The organism is Brenneria salicis ATCC 15712 = DSM 30166 (assembly GCF_003315515.1).
Lineage (GTDB): Bacteria > Pseudomonadota > Gammaproteobacteria > Enterobacterales > Enterobacteriaceae > Brenneria > Brenneria salicis.
In genome coordinates, this window is sequence record NZ_QNRY01000057.1 from 1 (window position 1) to 17,432 (window position 17,432).

Sequence of the window (17,432 nt, forward strand, 5' to 3'; positions counted from 1 at the left end):
AGCTTTACGTTCAGGTGAATAACGTTTCATGTCAGGCTCCACTACCCCCAATTAGATTTTCAGTAGGGAGTGCCATCTATCCTGACAGGGGGGGTGTTAGCGACATGAGTTCCACAGCACAGCATATCAATATTGTCACAGTGCCAATATCTTAGATCTCCCTCTTTAGTGAAAGTGATCTCTTTTCCTGAGGATATAAAATCATTTACCTGAGTTTCAAGAGACGCCAGACGTTCAGGCGTGATGTTTTCTGACATCTTATAGTCAGTTCTGTCTTTATCCGCATTAACGAAAGAACCTTCTACAGAAAGAAAACCACTCATTTGCTGCAAAAAATGTTCAACAATATGACTTGCGGCGTGTAATTTCATAATTTTTAAGCGATCTTCTTTATTGATTTCTCCCTTGACGCTTTGACCTTTTTCAAAATTAGAAGTATCAACAAAATGTTTTATAGGAGCTGTGAAAGATAGTTCTTCTTTTTCTTCATTTTCATTCTCGACACTGACATAAGTGACAGGGATGCCATTTATTTTCCCTGTGTCGTGATTTTGATTTCCCGATAAAGGATAAAAGAGTGTCTTATCAAGAATAATAAAATCTTCTCCCACATAAATAACATTGGCTTCAAACGTACTATTGTAAGGGGTGTCATCGAAAAGTCTTGCTGTCGTTAACATGATCTCCTCCATAGATTATAGAGAATAGAAAAAAGGAATAAGAAATGGCACAAGAATCGTAATAATTCCGCCAGAAAGCAGTGCAACGGGAACATATGAAATACCACAATGCTTCTCGATTATAGGAAGTGTTACATCCATTGCGGTTGCTCCTGCTACACCGATGGCAATGTTTCCGTTACCGATTCTGGAAAGCGTCGGAATTAAAAGTAATGCAATACCTTCTCTGAATAAATTACATAAGAAGGCGACAGATCATAATAATGGATCATTCATTTGAGTAAAGAGTATTCCTGATAACGTATACCATCCAAAACCGGAGCTAACAGCAAGGCTTTGTGTTAGAGAAAGCGGTATGAAAAGAGAAATGAATGCAGCCCCTAAATAAGATGAAAGAATAGTGAGAAAAGTCATTATTATGTTTTGACGATTAACAAAAATTTCTTTCAAACTTAATCCAGAAAATGATAGTTTCAATCCTATAATAAATATTAGAAGATATAACAATACGGATATAATAAAGTCATAGTCTACTGAGGGCGCTATCTTATTATAGCCAATAAAAAAACCTACAATGACAAGTCCGGCCAGCAATAATGGATCTTTAAGATATCCCATAACATCGAAAGTGGCTTGTTGTTTACCATTGCTTACTTCATTATTCTCTGCTGCGTGAGTCGTTCTGATATAAAAAATTTTAAGCACAATGGCGATTGATAAAGAAGATGCCACGGCGATACTGATTGCATTAACCCCAACTTCGGCCAGTTTGCTAACAATTCCGGGGATCAGTCCGATGGTAATGCCCATCAAAATCAATAGTGTGAAAAGACAGAAGTTGGATATTTTGTCTGCCATTCTTATATTGATGTGATTTGAGAATTTATTAAAGTTGAAACCAATAATGAATGCGATCAGAATTGGTAATAAATTAGAAATGGCAATGTTCATTACTTAATTCCAAATACAAGTTGAGTAAATATCATCGAAATTCTCTGCTCTGCGGATAGTTTTATAACTTCCGTCGCGCCTTATTATATACTCTGCCGGACGTTGGCGAAGGTTGAAATTAGAACTCATTGAATACCCATAAGCACCTACGTCATTAATACTCAGGAGATCTCCTTTCTGTGTTTTCGTCAGTGCTCTATCCCTGGCAAAGACGTCACCTGACTGACAAAGGTTGCCAACAACATCGTAGCTTTCAGTTTCCTGGTAAGGAGACGTAATATTTTCAATATCATGCCAGGCATTGTAATAAAAACATCGAGGAAAATGATTATATCCCGTATCCAGTCCAATATAGTTGCGATGCGGTAATTTTTTTACCGAGCATACAGTCGCAATTAGCTTACCGGAGTCTGCAACAAAATATCTGCCCGGCTCAATAATGAATCTTAGGTGTTCAGATAGATTCATTTTACTTCTCAATAAATTAAGGGCAACGCTTATGGTATGCAGATCGTACTCGTTGTGGGTCACATAGTCATAGCCAAAACCACCGCCAAAATTAAGATGAGAGAGTCCGTTTAATTTCATGGAGAGATCGGCAAGAAACGCCGCATTGTCGATAAATGAATTCGTTGTCATCTCTCCTGAACCTGTATGGGAATGTAGTCCTGACACCCTGATTTTTTTTGCATTGCAAATACGCAAAGCGTCATCAAGTTCCGATGGAAGGATACCAAATTTTGACATTTCCCCATTCGTCACTACTTTAATAGAATGGCCGGATCCAACACCAGTATTTATTCGAAGCGTAATTTCTTGCCCGTTTGCCACGGTGTCAAGTTCTTCTAATGTATCTAACGAGCCTAATGTTATGTGGACTTTTTTATTAAATGCAAATTTTAGCTCATCTCTTTTTACACAATCAGCATTATAATGAATCTTAGCCGGTTCGAGTCCACAGCGTATAGCAATTTCTATTTCCTCGGTGGAGCAGGCATCAATACCTATCCCGTATGAAGATATTAGCTTTATGATATAAGGATTTGCATTGGCTTTCATGGCATAAAGAATGTCATAATAAGATGCATTAAATGCTGATTGCATTCTATTTATTCTTGATACTATCTTGTTTTCATTATAAATATAAAAAGGAGTATTATGACAGATGGCAATTTCTTTGGCTACATCAAGTAATTTCATACTTCCTCCTGCCGCTGGAGTTTTGAAATATAACGTTCACCAGAATCAGCGGAAATGCACATGATTTTACTTTTAGGATTTCGATGCGCTTCTTTCATTGCCGCAGCGACGACGGCACCACTTGATAAACCTATGTCAATAGAATCCTTACGTCTTATCAGGTTGCAAGTCGAAAAAGCTTCCTCATCAGACACGGAATACACGGCATCAACAACATCTTTTCTAATGATGCCCGGAATAAAATTCGATCCAATGCCTTCAATTTCCCACGGGGAAGCATGATAGTCTCCGCCAGAAAAGTATTGCTTATAAATCGAACCAATAGGATCAGCGATAATAAATCTGGCCTTACTTCCTTTCTCTCTGAAATATTTGTTTATTCCCATTAAGGTGCCACCCGACCCAACCCCACAAATAATGACGTTAGCTTCTCGTCCGCCTTGCAACCAGAGTTCGGGGGCTGTTGACAGATAATGAGCCATCGTATTGGAGTAATTGGAAAATTGGTCACAAAAAAATTTTCCATTTTGATTGGCATATTTTTTTGCTACATTAACATAATTACTATTTGATTCTGGCGCTGCATCAGATGGCATAACAATAACACTGGCACCGTGATATTTAAGTAAAGCTAGCTTTTCTTTACTTATACGATCATGAGTCACAATAGTAACTTTATATCCCTTTAGGCGACCTATCCATGCAATGCCAATTCCTTTATTTCCGGATGTGGCCTCAATTAATTCATCGCCCGGTTTTATTTTTCCTGAGCGCTCGGCATCATTAATGATTTTCAAGGCGACGCGATCCTTAATTGATCCACCAGGATTATAAGATTCGAGTTTTATACTAATATCACTATCGGGATAGTCTGTAGCCAGAATTCGTACAACAGGAGTATTGCCAATCAAGTGTAGAGCACAAAGTGATTGGTTATTATCGACAATATTCACGTTATCATCCATTATATTGATATCCAGCGCAGAGTATATGAGACATTTATATATTAGGAAAGCTAAAGACTGACTAAAGGAGCGTGTTGCAGCGATAAATTGGGTTTTTATATTGATATTTTTTCTTTTATAAGAATTTTGATGTTGAGTTTGTTTTTTTTATGATTTTTTAAACCAAGAAAACTCAAAAAAATAGAGCTATAAACTTATTAATGGAACTAAATTAGTAATAAAATTTGCTAATGACAACCGTGATTATAGGTAAATATAATGAGTTCTACTAATATATTTAATACTATATTCTAAATCATTCGAGTTGCATGAAGGCGGTGATGCAGGGATTGCCCTGAAGCTTACTGCCGCTGGTTCAGCATGTTTTTACATTAGGTTACCAGTCGGGGACATTTTTCCACGAAAAGGGCTTGCTAGCGTGATCCAATTAGTACATAATGCTGACCGTTGAATCGGTGATGTGTGAAATAGATATAAAATTCATACAGTTATATAAGATTTAATCAGCCAGCATAATTAGCTGCATGCGGGAATAGCTCAGTTGGTAGAGCACGACCTTGCCAAGGTCGGGGTCGCGAGTTCGAGTCTCGTTTCCCGCTCCAATTCTTGTTCTATAGATGTCCACTAATGTCTGTAGATCTATGAAAAAAGAGCGAAAAACTCTTTTTTTGTTTCCAAAGCAATCCATTGAAAACCACCTTCACAGCACCCGCTTCCAATGCATCAGCAGGTCTTCGCGTAACATGCTCAGCGCTGTTTTCTGCGTCTTCGGATCGGCGGCAAAAAACGCGGCATCGAACACCTCACCCATACGCTGGTGGCTGGCCTGTGCCTGCTGTTGCATCAGCTTCGCTTGATCCGGCGAGATGTCCGAGAAAGTGAATACCGGCAGCATGTTTTGGGTCCAGCTATCCGGCAGCGGCTGACCGGCGGCGAGTAACGCGCCGGCGTAGCATTCAGCCAGTTGCTGAGAGCCGCGTAACTGACCGGCTAACCAAATCTGATCTACCGTCCGCTGTGAAGCGACCTGGGGATAAACCTGTGCCGCGGCGGTAGATACTTTTCTAATGGCGTCGTCGTCACCGCTGAAAAACGCGCGCAGTAGCGTATTTTCGCTGACTTTATTTTCAACGTGCTGCGCCGCCTGGGGCCAAGACTCGCCCGAAGGCAATCTGAAATTGTGGTAGGCGTCTTTACCGAAATTCCAGAATTTGCCTGTGCTCGGCATTTTTTCCGTCAGGTGGGTGGTCAGACCTTCATTCATCGCTCGCCACGAAGGGTGTTTTTCGTTGCGTGCCCGGAATTCAGGATGGGTGTAGCAGTGAACGAATTCATGCGCGGCGACATCAGCGGGAGGCGTTTGCATCTGAATGTTGGCGGCCAGTTCGACCAGCGACTTTTGGGGACGCCAGCGGCCCTGGACGTGGGACGGGAGGTCGTGTGATATCTCCGCTTTCGCCCCAAAGCAGGGGCTATTATCGGGAATATAGTCGCCATAGCGATTGAGAACAGAGTGGTTACCCGTCTGTAAATGCGTCGGCGTAGCTCGCTGATTCAGGTTAATTGCCGCCCATAGCGTACCGCCGGGATCTTTGGCGAAATCCCCTGGATAATTGACCAGCCGATAACCTGCCAACAGCGTCAGGGTGCCGGTCATCAGTTTGGCGAATAATGTAATGGGGTTTATTGTCGGGGACTGCGAGCGCTGGGAAGACGCAGCCGGCGTGGTTCCGACTACCTGGTCGGCGGATGTTGACGGCGCTGTGGCTGAGGCTCGCAGTCGCAACGTAGACGGAGAATCCAGCGGTGGCTGAGCTCGTTGACCGTGGGCCGCGTCCATGCGCATAGGCGTCGGACCGGCGCCACCGACGGCATGCGTAAAGGCTGCTTCGCCGGTTGCGTTGATTTTATTTACCACAGACGCTGCCCCTCAACCGAATTTAAGCTGCTGCGCCGCTTGACGCAGTTCTGTTGCGGTTTCGGAGAAATTAGCCAGAAGGCTTTCAAACCGGGTTTTGCTCAGCGTACTTAGAACCTGCTCGTAGGAAAAAACCAGTGTTTTTTCATCGGGATTGATCGTTAACGCCCCACCTCGCAACCGCAGGCCGGGGAAAGCATAAGCCAGTATTTTGCGTAGTAGTGCGTCATCCTGCGGGGTATTTTGCAACGGGAGTATTTCAGCGAGAAATGTCAGCGACGGGCCGTTCACATAGAGGGTGAGGGCGATGCCGTCAGGGGAATGTACAGCGTGTACGCCGGCGTTGGTGGCGTTGTTATGATGGAGATCGTCGAAAAGTTTTCGAGGCATAAAATTCTTTGTCATGGTTATCTCGGCTTTGATAAGACTTAAAATCAAAATGTTAAGTCATCCAAAATGTACTATGGCTGGAGACAAAAGACGTTGTCTGCCGCGAAAAACATGTATGGCAGACAGTTCCCCGAGCTCTGCGCTGTAAACTATGCCAGTGAGTGGCGTCGGACGGCAGAATGGTTCCCTGAGCGCAGCGGTAGCCCGCCCTAATCCGATGCATTATCCAGCGCTTTACAAAACCCGTCATGGGCGAACAAGTCGTGACCCATCTGCTGCTGTCTGCTACGAAATTAGAGGTTGGCGGAAGAAAAAGCCCTAAATAGCTTAATAATAGTTTTAAATCTTTATCTTAAAGGCGGAAGGTACGGAGGCTTTTGCTTGAGGAACTTTCGTTCTTCGCCCGATCACACGCCCGACGCTTATGACGCGGTCTGCGCATCAGCGGAAGCTACACCTTTACAGGTGCGTTCAGCGGATGTCTCTGACCAGTCAGAGAGCGGCAACGGCGGTTGTTGAGAAAAGATGCGCCTCATTATCGGTTTCAATTCCTCCACGCCGGACCTGCCGCCGGGCCAGGCGGCAGGCGGCACGGCAACCCAATTCCCATCGGCGTCACACTCCGCCATTTTGAAGCGGAAGGTGTACTGACCGGCGATCCCCATACGTAAGTCACTGACCACCAGCGAATTACCGATAATGTCGTAGCGCAGCCAATCATCCGTGAACCAGCGAAGCCTGTCGTGCAGCGGCGCATTGTTCAGCAAACGCGCGACATCGAGGTTAAGCGGCAGACGCACCCATTCAGGCTGCTCGTCATCAAACCAGCTACTCACGGATTCATAGTAGTAACCGTCAGGCGTTTTGGCGATGACGCGCCATAACAACGTATTTAATGGCATCGGCACCGCACGCAGTGCTGTCACCACGACCCCTTGATGGCGCATGGCGTTGTGAACGCGCTGCTCGGCCAGCAGGCGTCCGCCTGTCCCAAAAGCAAGATAGGCGGTGCTGAAAGCCAGCGCATAGGTCAATAAACGGATACTGCGCGCGTTCAGTCCTTTGATGACGGCAAAAATCACGGCGGCCAGCAATGGGACGGTGTAGACAGGATCAATGATGAAGATCGCTGACCAGCTTTCGGGGATCGACGGGATCGGCCAGAAAAGCTGAGTACCATAGACGGTAAACGCATCCAGCACCGGGTGAGTGATGAGAACCAGCCACGTAGGTTGTGCCCGGCATTTTGTTGACTGCGTACAAAATTAAACCGCCCCGGAAACATCCGGTGAACAAGCGCTTATCGCACAGCGCATGGTGGAGAAGTTGCTCGGTGAGCGTGTTTAGTGTCGTTCCTTATTGCATCATGCTGACGCGTCATCAATAGCGTCAGCGTTTTATCTTTATTTTACCCAAGGAAACTGCTTATGACTGCCGTGCTGCTATTGGATCCCCGTGCTGATGAAATCATCCCCGTTTTCATCATGCTGCGCCAGCATTGGAACTGGCGCTAACAAAGCGTTCCACTTTAAGGAGAAGCCATCATTTAAGCTGAAAGTCTCCGATAACGGCGATGAACTATTGCCAGCAGATGATGTTGCCAAAACATGGTAGACAGAAAACAGTCTGATGTCAGCCGGCAGTATGAGTGCAAACCCCCGCCTCTGAACGTCAAAAAAGGATGCTGGCCGTTATCTTTTGACGCAATTATGCGGGCGGTACCGCTATCAGACAAATCGACAACATGTTGCTCGGCGTGTTTAAAAACCTTTCAACAATATTGAAAGCCCACGGAATTAAATAAATAAAACATTAGGCTATGCCATTGCAGGGTTTGTTACGCGATTTAGCCTTAACCTCCCGCATTGTTAAGAATTCGGTAGGTTATTCTTCAAAAATTCATAGTGGTTAATTCTTATCCGTCTATTCATTAGTGGTGAGATGTTAAGCTGGATATCTAATATAAGGCAGTTGATATCACTAAAAATATTAGTTAACTAATTATGTTATATGTTAGTCACGGAACTTTTTCTGCGGAATAGTCACTATTAAAATTACCAACAGGACTATGTTGCAGAACAAAGTAAAGCTGCTCGATACGGTCAATCACATCAGTGATGTCATTTTTCCGTACGGCAAGCGGCTGAAGCTTAAAGGCTTTCATTACGAAAATATGAGGTATACCATGCCTACCATTTCTTCATCCGGGTTTACTCCAGTCTCTATTCCCCAAAACCCAGAGTCTAACGAATCATCGCAAACGCTTTCACCCACGCAACACCCCTCTCCCTCACAATATTTTTCACCGTCTCCCGTCGGAGCCAACGTGGATTATGAGCGCGGATTGGAAATGCGTCCGCTATCATTTCGCGCCGAGGAACATACCGGCACCCGCGGCAGCGGCGTTTTGAGCACAAATGCCCAGACGATAAATTTACGGACCCCTCTATCTCGCGATGGAAGGCGTTTATGCGTTCACAACAATAATGACGCGGCTGCGGTCATTAATGCCTGTCTGGCAAAACGCCCGCCGATCCACAGCGAATCCAATCTCGACCAGGGCGGTAAACTGGTGCGTTACGCGCCGGTGGTGGCTGAGCCTCATACCCCACGCAATGAAGCTTTTTTTACCTCTGTCCCCGGCATGCTATTGGCGGCGTTAACCGTGCATCCGCTCGTTGAACAAGACGCCGGAGGAAACCTTACCGCCAACCATATCGCCGCCCGGCTTGGCGAACCGCCGATTGGGTTGTTAACCGGCATCTGGCAAGATTCTACTGGTCAGGCATATCTGGAACGAGGCGGCGTTGCGCATAAGGCAGGCATAGATGGCAGCTGGAAACAGATACCGTTGCCGGATGCGGATCCCCGCTCGACCCTGCGAATGATTGGGCAGCAGGCCGATGGCGGCGTCTACCTGCATAATGGCGAACAACTCTGGCGAGCAGGCGGCTTGACCGGCATACCTGTTGGAATCGATTCGTTTCCGAATGGCGCGACTGTACGCGTCGACACTGGCGGTAAGGCGCTGATACTGCACGATGGGGCAATCATTTCAGACGGCTTAGTCCGCCCTATCGAATTGTGGAGACCGATAGTCAACGGACAGGGCTTTGAACAGAGTCCTGCCCGGCCTGTCGATCTGCTGCCGCTGCCGCGTACCGATGCGGCGCTCATTCTGGATAATAAAGGACGCGTTTATCAAGCCAGTTTAATTGGCGCCGGACCGATTGAAGCGCGGCGTCTGAGGTTGCCCTCCGATTTGAAGCAAGGAGATGGATGGGCCGTGACATCTATGGGGCTGGCGAAGGACAACACTGTCCACGTGATGCTGGAAGATCGCAACGGACGGCGCATGAGCTTGCAGCGAACGGAGGGGGCGCCACGATTACAACCCGCTTATCTGCTGGATCGCCCTCTGTTGCTGATGCATACCCAAGGTCTGCATACCCCGTCAGAGGCGTCGGTGCAATCGCGCATTCAACTTGACGGACATGCGCAAGTAGGGCTTGTCAATGGCATTCTGCATTATCAAGCCGACCCTACTCAGTCCTGGGAACGGTTAAAACTTCCGGGGGGCGAGCCGCTGACCGGCGTTACTTCGCTTCATTTCAATCCCTCCGGTTTCATCGACCGGCGTCCGGTTTTTGCCCTCCTGGGCGATTCACACCAATTGGTCGAATTGAAACTGGAAGGCCGCACCTCCTGGTTGCCGGCCGACACAGACGCGACCGCGCCGCGCCATCCTGCGGGTGGACCGCTTGCGATCGTGCCGGATGTAGTGCAAGTACGCATTCAGCCGCTCGCGCACTTCAATGAGCCGGTGCGGACATTGGCTGTGCATAGTAACCGGCAAAGCGTCGCATTGACGGAAACAGGACAATTAATCAAGACAGGCGCGGACGGCGAATCGGTCAAACTTCCTCATTTGTCGAACCCGTTGGCGATAGCCGTCGGACTGGATGACCAACTGCATGTGCTGCACAAAACCAATAACCAACCGCCTCAGCTTAAGCGTCTGAGCAAGGAAGATACCTGGGAACCGGTGCCAATCGCATTATCCGACGCCACCGAGCCCTCGGATTTACGCGCCACCAGAACCGGTCTGCTTGAGTTGCAGGTAGGAGAAGACTGGCATACGTTATTACCGTCGATGACGGCGTCCGATGGTCAGCGTTTACCGGCGCGCATAGCGCCTACGCCAGCGAACAGATCCCCCGCATCGGCAGATTTTCTCTTTGGGACCGATGCCCAGATCAACCGGCAGCAGCCCACTCGTATCAGCACGCCGCATCATGACGCTTTGGTGTCCACCACATTGCTGGGTACGACGGCGAACAATCCTTTAACGCCGACCTCCAACCTGCGGGCCGTCGCCGATAATACGCGCGCTCAGGCAGGCGCGCTGGTGCGCGAGGTATTGGGTAAAACGGCATTGGAAACCGTATCGACGGTGGCAAGAAAGCTGGGCATCCCACAGCCGCCAACAACGCAGGAAAAGCGTCTCGCCTGTTTTCATGATGAAGCAAAGCAGGCATATGGCTCAGCCAGAGAACTTTTTCAGACGTTGCCCACGCTGGCCGAAGTCCGTGTCGCCTCCGCAGTAGGACCTGGCGATCATGAAAGGTTTTCGTTGTCACGGCAGCAAGGTGAGCGCTTACTGACGCTGCGTGAAGAGACGTTGGAAGCGATGTTGCGCGACCTGCGCAAAATTGGTTTCCATGAAGGCGTAATTATGGGCGATCTGGGATTTAGCGATAATCTGCATGAACCCGTTTCGACCACCTCTACGCCCACCTTTAGTCTGGCTGAGAAGTGGCAACGCCAGCATTCAAGCCTGGGCAAGGCGCTTTCAAAAATGGGCCTGTCCAAGACGGAGGACATACTGCCGCGGATGAATCGGTGCCTGCAAGCGCTGAGCAGCGCTGCGGCTCTGTATCCTGAGAGTCTTGGCGCTCGCGAAGCCGAACTGTTGAGCGTGTTGTCCGAGGTTAGCGAAAAAATGAAGCAAGCGGGCATCCGCCTGCCTGCTGATGACGGCCATGCCGACAACGCCAACGTGGGCGCCCCGCATGGTCTGCGGACGGCGGGGTTGGCCGCCGGATTGATCGAGTATGACGCGCTGTTGCGCAGCTCGGGCAGCGAGACACTGGATCAGGCCGAGCAGTCCCGGCAATCGTCGAGACTACCGGCATTGAGTAAGTCGGGGTTCTCCTCCTGGACCCAGTTAAAGGCTTTCGATGATGTTGTCGCGACCTTCCGCGAACAGATAACGTTACCCGGCTCCGCGCGCCGAACCCAATTACTCAAGAATATGGGATTACCAAATGACGCCGAGCCAGACCAGATGGCCTCACGCATGTGTGAATTGCTGTTTGATCTCTTCAACCGCAGCACCTTTTTCTCTACGCAGTCTCGCGGGGCCGAACTGCGCGGTTCACTCGGCTCATCTGACTGGTTGCGCCTCAACGCATTCAGCGTCGGCATCACTGGCGAGGCTTTACATGTACTCGGCGTGGAGCGAATCGGCGACGGCAAAGACGCCGATGCGGGACTGGTGGCGTTTTTTGTCCGCCATGCCAAAGTTAGTTCGTCTACGTCTTCAGGTATTGGGATCGACTTCAAACCGGGGACGGGCACCAGTATGCAAAGCTACAGCGAACGCCCAGGCCGTTACATTACGGGTAACCAGGGCGGCAGCGCCAATATAAACGTGGGCGCCGCCTACCAGCATGGTCAAGGGGCGGCGGTGATCATTTCTCCGTCCACGATCCCTGATTTCGTGCGCTTGTTATTTGATGTTCATGGTCCCGATACCACGCAACTTCTTCGCGCCGGTGTGAACGGTGGCTCCATTGGGCTGGATCTATTCGAAACTAACCTGAACGCGTCAGCCGGGTTGAGCGTAAACGTATCGCCGTTCAGTATAAGCCAGCTCTATGGCTCACAACGGCCATCGGCCAGTTCCGCCCCTGCTGAAGCGTCCAGCGCCAGTAACCGGCGCAGCGCCGCATCGGGTTCGATAGGCTTGGGCGGGGCGCTTCAGGCCGGCGCCCACTGGGGGCAAATGGAGTTACATCTGGATCATGCCTGGCAAGAAGCCATTGGTCTGGAATTCCAAGGGCGTACCGACTTCAACCTGGAATTTAATGCCGGATTGAATATGGGGGGCGCCTTGTCTTCGGCGCTCGGCAATAACCCCGCGCGGATGATCAATGCCGCCACCAATAGCGGCAATCTGCAATTGGCTGGTATTCGCGTGGCTTCCAGCGATGTGCAGTTGCCGACCGACGCCGTGGTGGACGACTCGCGCCGCGGACCTTTCCTGTCGACAGCCAGCTATAAACGTACCTTTGATACGCTGGCCGCGAAGCCGATCACCACTCAGGAGTGGGATCAGATGCATCAGCGCCTGACCAGCGTGTTCCCTGAAAATATCGCAGAGTTCGGCGGGCTGGATTTTCCTTCCACGCCCACGGAACGCATCGCGACGATGACACGCCTAATCGATTGCATCCAGGGGGCAACGGCGCGCGCGATAGAAGCGGGCGGCGCCATGGATGGCGTGGAACTGAGATTTCAGCGCAACCTGGCCGCCAGAGAGACGCGATCTGCACAGGCCCACTTGTGGCAGGCCAGCTCAGAGATCGACCGATCGTCCTGCGTGGAGATGCTGCATCAGTTGCGACAGCAGGAACAGAGCGCCGCACAACATCGTGCCAGAGCGATCCCCGGCGCGCGCGTCGAGTTCAACTTATTCGGACGTGAATCGCTGGAAACCGTAGTATTCCATGCCATTGGTCATCTGGGGCTGGGCAGCAAACTGAACGATCTCGCCGATTTGCGCCGGAAAGTTCCCGGACTCGACCAAGTTATGCGTAGCTTTCAGCACCTTCCCAAAGTTAATCAGGTGCGTTATGTCTTCGAAATGCGGCCACAGGCGAGGTTCGCCATCAACGATGCATTGATGTCCAGGGAACACCAGGCTGCGGCCCGCTCGCTTGGCTTGCCTGAACCGCAGAACAATCTGGATTGGCGCGCAGTAGTTGATAAAATCCGCACCACGCCCGACCTCTACCGGCTGGCGGCAATCGCAGTGCACAATACCGACGAAAACCCGGTTACCACCCGGTTGGGATTGCCGATGCTGAATATTTCTTCTACAGGTTCCTCTTCACATCAGATGTTTGAAGCTGAGGTTCAGTTCCGCTATGGGCTGTATGACGACTTACAAGGCGTCGAAGTATTGGAGACCGGCAACAGGGCGCTGCAAATGCCGCTACGAACCCTCCAACAGGCTAACATTCATGCCATTGGACAACGAACCAGCGCCGGAGAAGTACCGTATGGGCCGCCATCGCCGCGCAAAGAAACGGCGGTGTCCGGCAACTCGTTCGATCTCGAACCACAACAGTCCATACAGCAACTTGATGATAAGACCCAGCGTATGCAATCGCTGCGCGCCAGCGAAGCGAACGCCTTCGGGATGTTCCAACACGCTCGTGAAATGTTAACCGCACAACTGGATAATTTACTTAGCAAAATTCCGTCAGTGCCGGAGATCAACGCAGGCCCGGTAGACGCCACCCCTTGGTCGGTACAGAAAGCCCTGACGTCTTTCAAGGACATCAGGGCAATGTTGGACGACTCGGTTGAGACAATGCACCAAACCGAAGGAGCATTATATACCTCAGTAGAGAATCAGGGGAGCAATTCGGTTTTGAGTAGCCTGGATACTATTGAACAACAGCGACGCTCTCTCAGTCAGGCGATAATAATGCTGGCTGACAAAGGGATGGAAGCCTGCATGGAAACCAATCAACAGCTGGACGACGCCTCCCAACGCGTGGATGAGTTGAATAGCCGCCGCAACGAGCTGCTAATGCGTATGGAAATCAGTGGCGGACACAGCGAGGAAACAAGCCAACAGCTCTATCACATCGATGCGGTGCTGCAACGTATGCGCATGAGTTTAATCGGTGAACAGCAGGCAATACAAACGCTCTCCTCGCAGTTGGATAATGCCGGCAGGACTGCGGTGATGGGCGACCTGAGTTTTAACAACGCGGTACGTGACGCGACTTTGAGCCAGGTCGAAAGACATTAGACGGTGTTATCACAAGAATGGCCGCTATTGCGGCCATTCAGAGGATTCTGTACACTATTCTGTGTAAATCCCTTTTCTCAGAAGTGACCGTCCAGGCGGTATCGTAAGCACCGTCTGCCAGCGCTTCCTTATCTTCCTGTGCGTCTGGCTCATCAGCCCCGGCAACGCCTGCGCGTCCGTCACGCCGCTGAGTGACAAGTCAGCGCAGACTATCTCATGTGTGCCCGCGTCCACCGCCAGATGCAGCTTGCGCCACCCCCGCCGCTTTTCAGCACCGTGTTTTTTGACCTTCCATTCCCCCTCGCTAAAGACTTTCAATCCGGTGGAATCGATGACCAGATGTGCGATTTCGCCGCGTGTCGGCGTCTTGATATTGATGTTAACACGTTTGGCCCGTTTGCTGATGCTGGTGTAATCCAGGCTGCGCAGCGGCACATTCATCAGATGGAAAACCGAATCGATAAATCCCTGCAACGTCCGCAACGCAAGGTTGAAAACGCTCTTGAGCATCAGGGCGGCGGTGATCGCCATATCGGAGTAACGTAACGTAACGGCCGGCCTCGCCGCGCAGGATCAGCGGTGTCGTACCATGCGGCAGTGTCATCATCGCTGACCCAGACTGTCAGCGACCCCCGTTGAAGGAGTGCGTGGTTATACATTTTCCAATTGGTGATTTTGAACTGCTGCTTTGCCTCGGTTCGCCACGCTCTGTTTGCGTACCTCAGTCGGAGCTCGTTGTACCAGCAGTGGCAAAACCTGAATAATATCCGCGATCGGCCAGCGTGGAGCACGTCCGGGTTTGATACTTCTAAGGCCTTCAACGCTATGTAAAGTTAATCAATTTATCCACCGACTAACGGATGAGCGAGCGGCGTAGAGTAGCCTGGAAACCTCAGTGACGGTCATCCCCTGATATGACATCAACATGGCTATCAATCGCCGTGCATGGTTTTTATCGCGGATCCGTTGGGCTTCTTGACGCATCAGTCGTCGTTCTTTATTAGGGATTGTGCTATGTCAGCATTGCTCAGTTCGGTTGGTGGTTTGTTTTTTTTGAGGGCGATTGAGCAGATCGCTCAACTCGGTTTGTGCAAGGCGCACGATGTCAGATTAAGTATGAGTCAGTACGCCTGAGCTCATTTAAAAATAATCCCGCCAAACCGCCATCAAATTCCAAAGTCTTCTCGAAACCGATCAACCTGATGCATCCGCTCGTGCAGGATCGTCACGACACCGATATCGCCGTTTGATAGTCTGCGCCAGTAGACAACATGTCGCTCGTAGCGAAAGAAGAAACCCTCTACTCCAAATTCGGCGGGTACTGGCCGTGAAACGACCTCGTGGGTTTCTATCCTGGAAAATGCCTGAAACATGCCGGTAATGTAGCGATTCGCTTGCTCTGTACCCCATCGCTCGCGGGTGTATCGGTAGATCTCGTCAAGACGATAAGAGGCGGCTTCCTGTATGCGAACACTAGCCATACGGTCAGGCCTTGTTGCGTGCAATGATATCTGCGGCAGTCAAGGATACGTATGAAGACTCTGGTGCAGCAAAGGCGTTAGTCAGTTCGGCCTTGAGTCGTGCGAATGCTTCCGCTTCTACCCGCTCTTTGTCCCGGCGGATCAAGTCCCGGATGTATTCGCTGACGTTATCGTAAGCGCCGTTTTCGCCTACGTTGGCGGCCACGAAGTCGCTCAGCGGCCCTTTGAGGCGAACGGTCATTGTCGTGGTTCGGGACATGGTGTGTACCTCATTGATGAATCTCGTATTGAATATAAGAAAAAAATAATACAAAAACAACGTCAGGTCATATGCTATTAGGTATAGGTTAGATAAATAAAGAAGCCTATTATCATAAGGTTATGCAATATTGGCGCATTGTGTTTGGCGCGGAGATAATATTAATCGGGAAGGACGATTGAGCTTTGATGGCTGTTTAAAGGCGCTGCTAATTCGTTTGCTGTCCCTTTCATGAAAAGAAAGGGAATGATTTGAAAGGTCAGAGGTTTCAAAAAGTATATGGCGCTAAAACAGGCCAACTTACAATGCGTCTCTCATTCTTCGCCCTATCACACACCCAGCAAACATTCTGGCGTCGGAACTCAGAGTAAATCGACCATACGCTTACGGAACGACTGATCCGCCTCTCTTCCGCGTCCGGCCTGGAGATTATCCAGCATATGGCGTGGATTTCCCGCGCCGGGGATCACACAGGTCACCGCGGGATGGCTTAGACAGAACTTCAGCAACAATTGCGGCCAACTGGTACAGTCGTATTCGCTAGCCCAGGCTGGCAGCGGCTGTCGCAGAAAATTACGCAGCAGGCTACCGCCGCCGAAAGGACGGTTGATCAGCACCGCCACGCTGCAACCTCGCGCCAGGGGCAGGATGCGCCGCTCGGCCTGGCGGTCGTTGAGGGCGTAGTTAATCTGTAGGAAGTTCAGTTTTTCCGCAAGCAGCACCGGCGGCAAGGCGGAGAAATTCGGTGCGGGTAAGACCGGTTTTCATCATTCCCCCTTGATAGACATGTAGGTCATCAACATTTATGACGCGGTCCGCGCATCAGCGGAAGCTACACCTTTACAGGTGCGTTCAGCGGATGCTTCTGACCAGTCAGAGAGCGGCAACGGCGGTTGTTGAGAAAAGATGCGCCTCATTATCGGTTTCAATTCCTCCACGCCGGACCTGCCGCCGGGCCAGGTGGCAGGCAGCACGGCAACCCAATTCCCATCGGCATCACACTCTGCCATCTTGAAGCGGAAGGTGTACTGACCAGCGATCCCCATGCGTAAGTCACTGACCACCAGCGAATTACCGATAATGTCGTAGCGCAGCCAATCATCCGTGAACCAGCGAAGCCTGTCGTGCAGCGGCGCATTGTTCAGCAAACGCGCGACATCGAGGTTAAGCGGCAGACGCACCCATTCAGGCTGCTCGTCATCAAACCAGCTACTCACGGATTCATAGTAGTTACCGTCAGGCGTTTTGGCGATGACGCGCCATAACAACGTATTTAATGGCATCGGCACCGCACGCAGTGCTGTCACCACGACCCCTTGATGGCGCATGGCGTTGTGAACGCGCTGCTCGGCCAGCAGGCGTCCGCCTGTCCCAAAAGCAAGATAGGCGGTGCTGAAAGCCAGCGCATAGGTCAATAAACGGATACTGCGCGCGTTCAGTCCTTTGATGACGGCAAAAATCACGGCGGCCAGCAACGGGAA

At 50.1% G+C, this 17,432-nt stretch carries 10 protein-coding genes, 1 tRNA gene and 4 pseudogenes; 2 read left to right on the top strand and 13 right to left on the bottom strand.

All coding sequences use genetic code 11. The annotated features are described in order from the left end of the window. Window positions 1-59: 59 nt before the first annotated feature. From DES54_RS16715 to DES54_RS16735, 4 genes and pseudogenes are all read right to left on the bottom strand, one after another. Complete coding sequence (locus DES54_RS16715; RefSeq protein WP_169050405.1) at window positions 60-680, bottom strand: alanine--tRNA ligase-related protein; 621 nt, start codon at window positions 678-680, stop codon at window positions 60-62. A gap of 15 nt (window positions 681-695) precedes the next feature. Next, window positions 696-1,631: pseudogene (locus DES54_RS19200) on the bottom strand (LysO family transporter). Window positions 1,632-1,634: 3 nt separating this feature from the next. Further along, the gene (gene lysA / locus DES54_RS16730) at window positions 1,635-2,831 is read right to left on the bottom strand and encodes a diaminopimelate decarboxylase (protein ID WP_113869315.1); all 1,197 of its coding nucleotides are present in this window, start codon (window positions 2,829-2,831) and stop codon (window positions 1,635-1,637) included. Continuing rightward, a complete protein-coding gene (locus DES54_RS16735) occupies window positions 2,828-3,784 on the bottom strand; it encodes a PLP-dependent cysteine synthase family protein (protein ID WP_169050406.1) in 957 nt (318 codons plus the stop codon). Before DES54_RS16735 ends, lysA begins: the two co-directional genes overlap by 4 nt. 538 nt (window positions 3,785-4,322) lie before the next feature. Here DES54_RS16735 and DES54_RS16740 point away from each other — a divergent pair. Continuing rightward, a tRNA-Gly gene (locus tag DES54_RS16740) sits at window positions 4,323-4,398 on the top strand. Window positions 4,399-4,496: 98 nt separating this feature from the next. On the opposite strand, the gene DES54_RS16745 is transcribed toward DES54_RS16740, so the two are convergent. The 3 genes from DES54_RS16745 to DES54_RS16755 form a co-directional block, all read right to left on the bottom strand. Continuing rightward, the gene (locus tag DES54_RS16745; protein WP_113869319.1) at window positions 4,497-5,714 is read right to left on the bottom strand and encodes a type III effector; all 1,218 of its coding nucleotides are present in this window, start codon (window positions 5,712-5,714) and stop codon (window positions 4,497-4,499) included. Window positions 5,715-5,726: 12 nt separating this feature from the next. Further along, the gene (locus tag DES54_RS16750) at window positions 5,727-6,104 is read right to left on the bottom strand and encodes a CesT family type III secretion system chaperone (RefSeq protein WP_240635046.1); all 378 of its coding nucleotides are present in this window, start codon (window positions 6,102-6,104) and stop codon (window positions 5,727-5,729) included. Between the two features lie 422 nt (window positions 6,105-6,526). Continuing rightward, the gene (locus DES54_RS16755) at window positions 6,527-7,327 is read right to left on the bottom strand and encodes a metal-dependent hydrolase (RefSeq protein ID WP_113869331.1); all 801 of its coding nucleotides are present in this window, start codon (window positions 7,325-7,327) and stop codon (window positions 6,527-6,529) included. A 1,103-nt stretch (window positions 7,328-8,430) separates the two neighbouring features. Here DES54_RS16755 and DES54_RS16765 point away from each other — a divergent pair. Further along, window positions 8,431-14,211 (top strand): hypothetical protein, encoded by a 5,781-nt coding sequence (locus tag DES54_RS16765; RefSeq protein WP_205680238.1) that lies wholly within the window; start codon window positions 8,431-8,433, stop codon window positions 14,209-14,211. A 91-nt stretch (window positions 14,212-14,302) separates the two neighbouring features. On the opposite strand, the pseudogene DES54_RS16770 reads toward DES54_RS16765, so the two are convergent. From DES54_RS16770 to DES54_RS16795, 6 genes and pseudogenes are all read right to left on the bottom strand, one after another. Then, window positions 14,303-14,870 (bottom strand): annotated as a pseudogene (locus DES54_RS16770) (IS5 family transposase); the annotation flags it as partial. 61 nt (window positions 14,871-14,931) lie between these two features. Further along, window positions 14,932-15,195, bottom strand: a pseudogene (locus tag DES54_RS16775) (helix-turn-helix domain-containing protein); the annotation flags it as partial. A gap of 182 nt (window positions 15,196-15,377) precedes the next feature. Continuing rightward, window positions 15,378-15,692: a type II toxin-antitoxin system RelE/ParE family toxin gene (locus DES54_RS16780; protein ID WP_113869323.1), complete on the bottom strand. Its 315-nt coding sequence runs from the start codon at window positions 15,690-15,692 to the stop codon at window positions 15,378-15,380. Between the two features lie 4 nt (window positions 15,693-15,696). Next, window positions 15,697-15,951: a ribbon-helix-helix domain-containing protein gene (locus tag DES54_RS16785; protein WP_048637314.1), complete on the bottom strand. Its 255-nt coding sequence runs from the start codon at window positions 15,949-15,951 to the stop codon at window positions 15,697-15,699. Between the two features lie 362 nt (window positions 15,952-16,313). Next, window positions 16,314-16,673 carry an aldo/keto reductase gene (locus DES54_RS16790; RefSeq protein WP_240635047.1) on the bottom strand — a complete coding sequence of 120 codons (360 nt, stop codon included), beginning with the start codon at window positions 16,671-16,673 and terminating at the stop codon, window positions 16,314-16,316. Window positions 16,674-16,754: 81 nt separating this feature from the next. Further along, a pseudogene (locus tag DES54_RS16795) lies at window positions 16,755-17,432 on the bottom strand (metal-dependent hydrolase); the annotation flags it as partial.

What these genes read in the sequence shown, in the direction of transcription:
- DES54_RS16780 (WP_113869323.1), bottom strand. Translation starts at nt 15,692, where the DNA reads ATGGCTAGTGTTCGCATACAGGAAGCCGCCTCTTATCGTCTTGACGAG.
- DES54_RS16715 (WP_169050405.1), bottom strand. Translation starts at nt 680, where the DNA reads ATGTTAACGACAGCAAGACTTTTCGATGACACCCCTTACAATAGTACG.
- DES54_RS16750 (WP_240635046.1), bottom strand. Translation starts at nt 6,104, where the DNA reads ATGCCTCGAAAACTTTTCGACGATCTCCATCATAACAACGCCACCAAC.
- lysA (WP_113869315.1), bottom strand. Translation starts at nt 2,831, where the DNA reads ATGAAATTACTTGATGTAGCCAAAGAAATTGCCATCTGTCATAATACT.
- DES54_RS16785 (WP_048637314.1), bottom strand. Translation starts at nt 15,951, where the DNA reads ATGTCCCGAACCACGACAATGACCGTTCGCCTCAAAGGGCCGCTGAGC.